This window comes from Paenibacillus sp. ALE2 (assembly GCF_054113385.1).
Genome location: NZ_CM134213.1, coordinates 1,562,613 through 1,570,000 on the forward strand (window position 1 = coordinate 1,562,613; position 7,388 = coordinate 1,570,000).

At 47.4% G+C, this 7,388-nt stretch carries 6 protein-coding genes and 2 rRNA genes (1 of these 8 only partly in view); 1 reads left to right on the plus strand and 7 read right to left on the minus strand.

Translation table 11 applies throughout. The features are described from left to right. Window positions 1–54: 54 nt before the first annotated feature. From ACXHJ1_RS06660 to ACXHJ1_RS06675, 4 genes are all read right to left on the minus strand, one after another. Complete coding sequence (locus ACXHJ1_RS06660) at window positions 55–384, minus strand: cyclic-di-AMP receptor (RefSeq protein WP_007427998.1); 330 nt, start codon at window positions 382–384, stop codon at window positions 55–57. 74 nt (window positions 385–458) lie between these two features. Beyond that, window positions 459–1,106, minus strand: a complete 648-nt coding sequence (gene tmk, locus ACXHJ1_RS06665; protein WP_019685730.1) for a dTMP kinase — start codon at window positions 1,104–1,106, stop codon at window positions 459–461. Window positions 1,107–1,209: 103 nt separating this feature from the next. Continuing rightward, complete coding sequence (locus tag ACXHJ1_RS06670; protein WP_107735135.1) at window positions 1,210–2,793, minus strand: aminotransferase class I/II-fold pyridoxal phosphate-dependent enzyme; 1,584 nt, start codon at window positions 2,791–2,793, stop codon at window positions 1,210–1,212. 144 nt (window positions 2,794–2,937) lie between these two features. Beyond that, window positions 2,938–3,123, minus strand: coding sequence for a sigma factor G inhibitor Gin (locus ACXHJ1_RS06675; RefSeq protein ID WP_016818933.1), 186 nt, complete (start codon window positions 3,121–3,123; stop codon window positions 2,938–2,940). 400 nt (window positions 3,124–3,523) lie between these two features. Between ACXHJ1_RS06675 and ACXHJ1_RS06680 the strand changes: the two genes are divergently transcribed. After that, entirely contained in the window at window positions 3,524–4,051 is a 528-nt protein-coding gene (locus ACXHJ1_RS06680) for a hypothetical protein (protein WP_016818935.1), read from the plus strand. A 372-nt stretch (window positions 4,052–4,423) separates the two neighbouring features. Here ACXHJ1_RS06680 and ACXHJ1_RS06685 read toward each other — a convergent pair whose 3' ends face one another. From ACXHJ1_RS06685 to ACXHJ1_RS06695, 3 genes are all read right to left on the minus strand, one after another. Continuing rightward, window positions 4,424–4,843 carry a hypothetical protein gene (locus tag ACXHJ1_RS06685; RefSeq protein WP_013368653.1) on the minus strand — a complete coding sequence of 140 codons (420 nt, stop codon included), beginning with the start codon at window positions 4,841–4,843 and terminating at the stop codon, window positions 4,424–4,426. Between the two features lie 235 nt (window positions 4,844–5,078). Then, window positions 5,079–5,195: ribosomal RNA gene (gene rrf / locus ACXHJ1_RS06690) — 5S ribosomal RNA — on the minus strand. Between the two features lie 144 nt (window positions 5,196–5,339). Next, window positions 5,340–7,388: ribosomal RNA gene (locus ACXHJ1_RS06695) — 23S ribosomal RNA — on the minus strand; it runs 877 nt beyond the window's last position.

Below are 7,388 nucleotides of genomic sequence, written 5' to 3' on the forward strand. Positions count from 1 at the left end.
GAGAAACAGGCATTTCCACTATCATATCGGCAAAATAGGTTCTATTGTGTAGATTCAGAAATGCTCGAAACGGTCTACAGGCATCACGAAAACTGTCGCTCCACCCACCTGCACTTCAACAGGCAACGGCAGATAAGAGTCCGTCGTCCCACTCATAGGGGTGACGGGTGTGACCAGCTGTTCACGTACCTTGCAACTGCTGCGAATGACATTCATCAACGAGTCTACCTGATTGTCATCGACACCAATCATAAATGTCGTATTACCTGCACGCAGAAATCCCCCTGTGCTGGCCAATTTGGTAGCACGGAAATTAGCTTTCACCAGTCCGCTGGATAATCTATTACTGTCCTTATCCTGTACAATCGCAATAATCAGCTTCATCCTGTATTCCTCCTTCAAGTCATATTAGAGACAGCCTTGTCCCTAGCTCAATTTTACCGTATATCCTTCGACAATTATACGCTAAAATTCTGAATAAACCGCTTTTTCAGCAAATCCTTCAATACTTGCTCTACCTGTTCAGGTGCGGGAGAGGCATCCACAATCGTAATTCGTTCCGGAAATTCGCGAGCTAGCTCCAGATAAGCCTCTCGCACCTTATGGTGAAACGATATGCTCTCCATATCTAGGCGATCCATTTCCTCTCCTCGTGACGCATTGATTCTTGCCAATCCCAACTCGGGCTCAATATCCAGATAGAACGTGGCATCCGGCTCCCAATCATCCACCGCAAAGCGATTAATCGAAGCTACCTCTTCAATGCCAATGCCTCTTGCAAACCCTTGATAGACCAGGCTACTGTCCACAAAACGGTCACACAATACGATAGCTCCTTGCTCAATAGCCGGCTTTACCTTCTCCACCAAATGCTGGCGCCGCGCCGCCGCATATAAAAGCGCCTCTGTTCGGGCATCCATACTGGTATGAGCAGGGTCCAGAATGATAGAACGAATCTTTTCAGAAATTTCAATGCCGCCCGGTTCCCTCGTCGTGACGACTGGATAGCCTTCTTCCTCTATATACTTCGCCAGTCGTTGGATCATGGTTGTTTTACCGGAGCCGTCTCCCCCCTCCAGCGTAATAAAAATGCCTTTGCGATTCATGTTATTCCCTGCTTTCCTGCCTGAAAAATAAAAGTCATCCACAGGCTGCGTATGCTTCTTTTATCCAGTCTTCTGTATTTGTTAATTCTCTAGTATCTAATCTTTATTGTAAACGGAATACCCGAATCGTAAGCATACTTTCATCTGCTATCCCTTGCCATTTAGCTCCTAGCTCACGTAGACGAATCATCCGTAGAGCAATCACTTCTGTGATCATTTCCCCTGCATATAGCAGCGGGATACCTGGAGGATACGGGATAATCATTTCAGCAGCTATCCTGCCAGCTGATTCCTCCACAGGCACGATCTCCATCTGATCTGGATTAATCGGTTGAAGCCCAAACTGCACCGGACTGGAGTAAGCCTTCATTCCCTCATTGTTCCACGTGGAAAAATCCAATTCTAGTCTCTGCTGCTCTATCCCCGCTAACTCCGGCTTATCAGTCGTCCACTTAAACCTTATATCATTATTTATATGCACAAGAGCCTGCAACAGGTGACTCGCATCCCTAGCTGTAGAGCCTAACGTAAACAATAAAACCACATGTTTCTCGTCGCTCATCTCTGGGATACAACTGTAAGTCTCCAGCTCACGTTTTAATCCAAAGCCATCTAATACACCCCATGTATCATATAGCACCATTTTAAAAGGATCCTGAGTTGAGTACCCATCGCTTCTCTTCTCGGCCCTTTCCAGAGCCTCAGAGATCCCCTTCTGAGCGCCACACTGTTCACTTGCCTGCTGTGTAGGTTCTACCAAGCGAAAGCGTGGGAGCTGCGCCAGCCCCTTTCTAAAAGCGTCTGCTGCTGCTAGGCCCTCTGTAAAGGCATCCGTGCCATAAGCATCGATATACCATCTTGCCAAATCGAGCGAGGCCATTAATGGATACGAAGGGCTGGAGCTTTGCACCATAGCCAACCGCTGACGGAGCAGTTCCCGATGAATTCTCTGTCCTTGCACATGTAACATGGCTCCCATGGTCATAGCTGGAAGCATCTTATGTGTCGATTGGACAACTATATCAGCACCACAGGAAAGAGCAGAGACTGGCAAACGAGGATGCAGTCCATAATGAGCACCATGTGCCTCATCTACCATCAACGGCACATCGGCTGCATGACAAACTTTAGCTGTAGCAGTCAGATCATGCCCCATCCCATAATAGTTAGGGAGCGTAAGTAATACTCCTTTAGCCAATGGATAGGCCTTGAGAGCAGCCTTTATCGTGTCTGTCGATGGAGCAACCGCCAGCCCGCTTAGTGTATCTATTTCCGGATCTAGAAATACGGCCTTGGCTCCCGATAACATGAGACCGTTCAGAACAGATTTGTGTACATTCCTCTGTACCAGTAGTACATCTCCCGGCTTCGTACATACGGTCAAAATCATGGCCAAATTACCGACCGTGCTGCCTCCAATAAGCCAAAAGCTCTCTTCTGCACCAAAGCACTTCGCAGCCAGCTCCTGACCTTCACGAATCACGTCTTCTGGGTGATGCAAATCATCCAGTCCGGTAATTTCAGTCGCATCAATAGACATCACCTCTTGCAACAGAGATGCCATTTCTTCATACCTATAGACTTGCCCGTTTTTATGACCGGGTACATGAAAAGAAGCGTTTCCCTGAGACCTGTAACGTATTAGAGCTTCCACTAATGGTGCATGAACCGCCTTTTTCCCCATCATTCTGCAATCCTTCCAAACAAAGCTTTATATCTACCCTATTTTATCGTAAAATCAAGCGGAATCCTACTTTTACTCACAGAAAAAAAGGCCCGTATCGACAGACCTTGGAATGCCCATCCTTCAAACGCTAGCTAGCGAAGGATATTATGCATTTTTCTGAACCCAAATTTGCTTTAGTTGATCAATAAAAAAATGATATTTGGCGTCAGTTGCATCCGTGTGCACCATTTCGGCTTCACACGCATCACAGATAAACTCGGAAACGATAAAAATGCCTTCATGTTTGTGTTGTCCGCATATGATGCAGCGGTGGTCACCTTGATCATGCATATCCATCCCACCTTGTTTCTTTTACTATTAGTATGGGTCACTTTCTAGTATTTTAAACCTTTTCATAGCCCAATTCGACGATATACTCTATATATATTCCCCTTGGGCTATTATGGTGTTTGTACCCCGTATGTTTAAAAAAACAGCCGCATATGCCGATATAATAAGAAAAGCTTCTATGTATGGATGCCCTTTCATTGGAGCCTTTGCACACTTCATCAGTGAGAGCTTTTCCTGTAATTATAGAATAGGTTAGCTAACGCTAGATGTCCTTGCTCTATACTATTACAAAAAATTAATTGATGCTTATTAAAGCCGCATGAGCGAAGTACCGTCCCTTTTTCCGGCTGTGGACGGGAAGCCACTTGTGATGCAGTAGATTAATGAAAGGACTGTTCGCATGACAGAGGAAACCGGAACCAAAGCTACCTACTATCACTACAAGCTCATCAAAAAAATCAATATACCACGTCAGCTGATATGGAGTCACCTCACACTGCCTGTTATTATGCTTCTCTTTCTGCTTCTAGCCTTCTCCTGGACTAGTGTATTTTTGTTTGCTCTTGCCCTTTTCCTAACCTTATGGGTACACTTCGTAATCTCGCGATCTGTCCTATACATAGGTGGTGGGACAGCCTTCCGCAAACGCTGGGCGTTCCATCGCAGGTTGCCTTGGCTAGGCTATATGACAGACCAATACATAGGCTATAGGATTTTTCGTCGTGTGCACATACATACACTCTGGATTGGTATCTGCTTTTCAGCCGTATTCATTCTCTGGTCTCCGCCAGCCTTTACCGTATCCTTACTCTTCTGGCACCTATGGCTCATTGCACCGCGTTTATACGTCTTGAGTCGGCTTATAGGCGAAAGAAAAGACGGCATGTTGAAGTTCACCGATGAAGAAGCCTCCTACTATCAACAGTAAATCAATTCACTTCCCATCTGTACAGATCGAAACTTCAATTAATACATCCCCAACGCTTCAGCCTTAAAACAATAAAAAAGAGCAACCCGGGTCGGGTTGCTCTTTTTTTTATAATTTAACAATTATATTCCCTTAGTTCTCTCATTAAATAACTTTACCCACATAGGATTTACCCACATTATCTATGTCATAAAAGTAGTAAACCGATCTATACACAAATATACAAAAGGAAGTCACTTTCTACACAACGGCAGTTTCAAGTGCTTCCCCATCTCATCATTCATCATTATACGCTCAGCAACCAATACGCTATGAGTTAATTATGACCTTACAATACATCTTGTGTTGCATACTTGAGTGAAAATCGCACTCTTAATTAAGGTCTACACTTTTACTCTTCACAGTAGCTTTTCTGTCTTTTGGAACCAATACGGTAAAAGAACCATCATGCACAGACAAATGCACCATGTGTTTATTTTTCTGGAACACCTTTTGATTCGAGGTAGATAAATTCGGTTCCTCAGTCCAGCCCCAGGCTGCAATCTCCTCCAGATAAGGAGCAGGTAGGCTATCGCTTTCCTTCAACGCTGGCAGTGCATAGCGTACATAGTCCATGTCCGAATTGCTGCTGGCCCGATCGGTTTTACTAGCTTCTTTGGGAACTGGAAACGTCTTCTCGTTAGCAGCACCCTCAAACGATGTCCAAGAAGGCTCCTCTTCCACGCACCCGGTAAGAATCGCGACAGCGACACTGAATAGCACCAATAGAGCAAGCCATTTATTTCGCCGCATGATCTTCCCTCCTTACCAGCCTGATTGACTATACAAAATCCTATAATGGAGTTTGCATAATTCTGCAATATAGCAGCGTATGTGTATGGGGTTCAATACCTATATTATACAGGGTTTGCTCTTACATTCCGTAACAAAAATGTTACCTTCCTTTTGTAAGGATATTTCTAAATTACATCTATATGCAAAAAAGAGGACCATAATCTCAATAAGATCATGGTCCTCTTTACTTGTTGCTTGGCAACGTCCTACTCTCCCAGGACCCTGCGGTCCAAGTACCATCGGCGCTGGAGGGCTTAACGGTCGTGTTCGGGATGGGTACGTGTGGAACCCCTCCGCTATCGCCACCAAACATGAATTTGCCTCGCAAATTCTTTTCAGGAATCAGCATCGCCAAATGCTGTGTGTTAGCTCGTCTCATATAAGCTACTCGAACTTATACGATGTGATGCTTACACCCTGAAAACTGGATCCGAAACTCATTGCGTCTTATCTTTAGGATAAGCCCTCGACCGATTAGTATTGGTCAGCTCCATGCATTACTGCACTTCCACCCCCAACCTATCTACCTCGTCGTCTTCAAGGGGTCTTACTAATTGGGAAATCTCATCTTGAGGGGGGCTTCACGCTTAGATGCTTTCAGCGCTTATCCCTTCCGTACATAGCTACCCAGCGGTGCTCCTGGCGGAACAACTGGTACACCAGCGGTACGTCCATCCCGGTCCTCTCGTACTAAGGACAGCTCCTCTCAAATTTCCTACGCCCACGACAGATAGGGACCGAACTGTCTCACGACGTTCTGAACCCAGCTCGCGTACCGCTTTAATGGGCGAACAGCCCAACCCTTGGGACCTACTTCAGCCCCAGGATGCGATGAGCCGACATCGAGGTGCCAAACCTCCCCGTCGATGTGGACTCTTGGGGGAGATAAGCCTGTTATCCCCAGGGTAGCTTTTATCCGTTGAGCGATGGCCCTTCCATGCGGTACCACCGGATCACTAAGCCCGACTTTCGTCCCTGCTCGACTTGTAGGTCTCGCAGTCAAGCTCCCTTCTGCCTTTGCACTCTTCGAATGATTTCCAACCATTCTGAGGGAACCTTGGGGCGCCTCCGTTACTCTTTAGGAGGCGACCGCCCCAGTCAAACTGCCCACCTGACACTGTCCTCGTACCGGATCACGGTACCAAGTTAGAACCTAGATACGATCAGGGTGGTATCCCAAGGATGCCTCCCTTCAAGCTGGCGCTCAAAGTTCTACGGCTCCCACCTATCCTGTACAGATCGTACCCAAATTCAATATCAAGCTGCAGTAAAGCTCCATGGGGTCTTTCCGTCTTGTCGCGGGTAACCTGCATCTTCACAGGTATTAAAATTTCACCGGATCTCTCGTTGAGACAGCGCCCAAGTCGTTACGCCATTCGTGCGGGTCAGAATTTACCTGACAAGGAATTTCGCTACCTTAGGACCGTTATAGTTACGGCCGCCGTTTACTGGGGCTTCGGTTCATAGCTTCGCCCGAAGGCTTACCACTCCCCTTAACCTTCCAGCACCGGGCAGGCGTCAGCCCGTATACTTCGCCTTGCGGCTTCGCACAGACCTGTGTTTTTGCTAAACAGTCGCTTGGGCCTTTTCACTGCGGCCCCCTCGGGCTATTCACCCTACCGAGGCACCCCTTCTCCCGAAGTTACGGGGTCATTTTGCCGAGTTCCTTAACGAGAGTTCTTCCGCGCGCCTTAGAATTCTCTTCTCGCCTACCTGTGTCGGTTTGCGGTACGGGCACCTTCTCCTGGCTAGAGGCTTTTCTTGGCAGTCTGAGATCATGACCTTCGCTACTATAATTTTCGCTCCCCATCACAGCCCAGCCTTACGATGTGCGGATTTGCCTACACATCAGCCTCACTGCTTAGACGGACATCCATCAGTCCGCGTCACTACCCTACTGCGTCACCCCATCGCTCATAACGGATTACGGTGGTACAGGAATTTCGACCTGTTGTCCTTCGACTACGCCTATCGGCCTCGCCTTAGGTCCCGACTTACCCTGAGCGGACGAACCTTCCTCAGGAACCCTTAGGCTTTCGGCGGATCTGATTCTCACAGATCTTTTCGTTACTCATACCGGCATTCTCACTTGAATGCAGTCCAGCGCTCCTTCCGGTACACCTTCAACCCGCATTCAACGCTCCCCTACCCCTGATGCAAGCATCAAGCCATAGCTTCGGTGGTGTGTTTAGCCCCGTTACATTTTCGGCGCAGAGTCACTCGACCAGTGAGCTATTACGCACTCTTTCAATGGTGGCTGCTTCTAAGCCAACATCCTGGTTGTCTGTGCAACTCCACATCCTTTCCCACTTAACACACACTTGGGGACCTTAGCTGATGGTCTGGGCTGTTTCCCTTTCGACAATGGATCTTAGCACTCACTGTCTGACTCCCGGAACTAAATCTATGGCATTCGGAGTTTGACTGAGCTTGGTAACCCTTGCGGGCCCCGCACCCAATCAGTGCTCTACCTCCACGATTCTTCTTTCCGAGGCTAGCCCTA

What these genes read in the sequence shown, in the direction of transcription:
- ACXHJ1_RS06680 (WP_016818935.1), top strand. Translation starts at nt 3,524, where the DNA reads ATGACAGAGGAAACCGGAACCAAAGCTACCTACTATCACTACAAGCTC.
- ACXHJ1_RS06675 (WP_016818933.1), bottom strand. Translation starts at nt 3,123, where the DNA reads ATGCATGATCAAGGTGACCACCGCTGCATCATATGCGGACAACACAAA.
- ACXHJ1_RS06670 (WP_107735135.1), bottom strand. Translation starts at nt 2,793, where the DNA reads ATGATGGGGAAAAAGGCGGTTCATGCACCATTAGTGGAAGCTCTAATA.
- ACXHJ1_RS06660 (WP_007427998.1), bottom strand. Translation starts at nt 384, where the DNA reads ATGAAGCTGATTATTGCGATTGTACAGGATAAGGACAGTAATAGATTA.
- tmk (WP_019685730.1), bottom strand. Translation starts at nt 1,106, where the DNA reads ATGAATCGCAAAGGCATTTTTATTACGCTGGAGGGGGGAGACGGCTCC.
- ACXHJ1_RS06685 (WP_013368653.1), bottom strand. Translation starts at nt 4,843, where the DNA reads ATGCGGCGAAATAAATGGCTTGCTCTATTGGTGCTATTCAGTGTCGCT.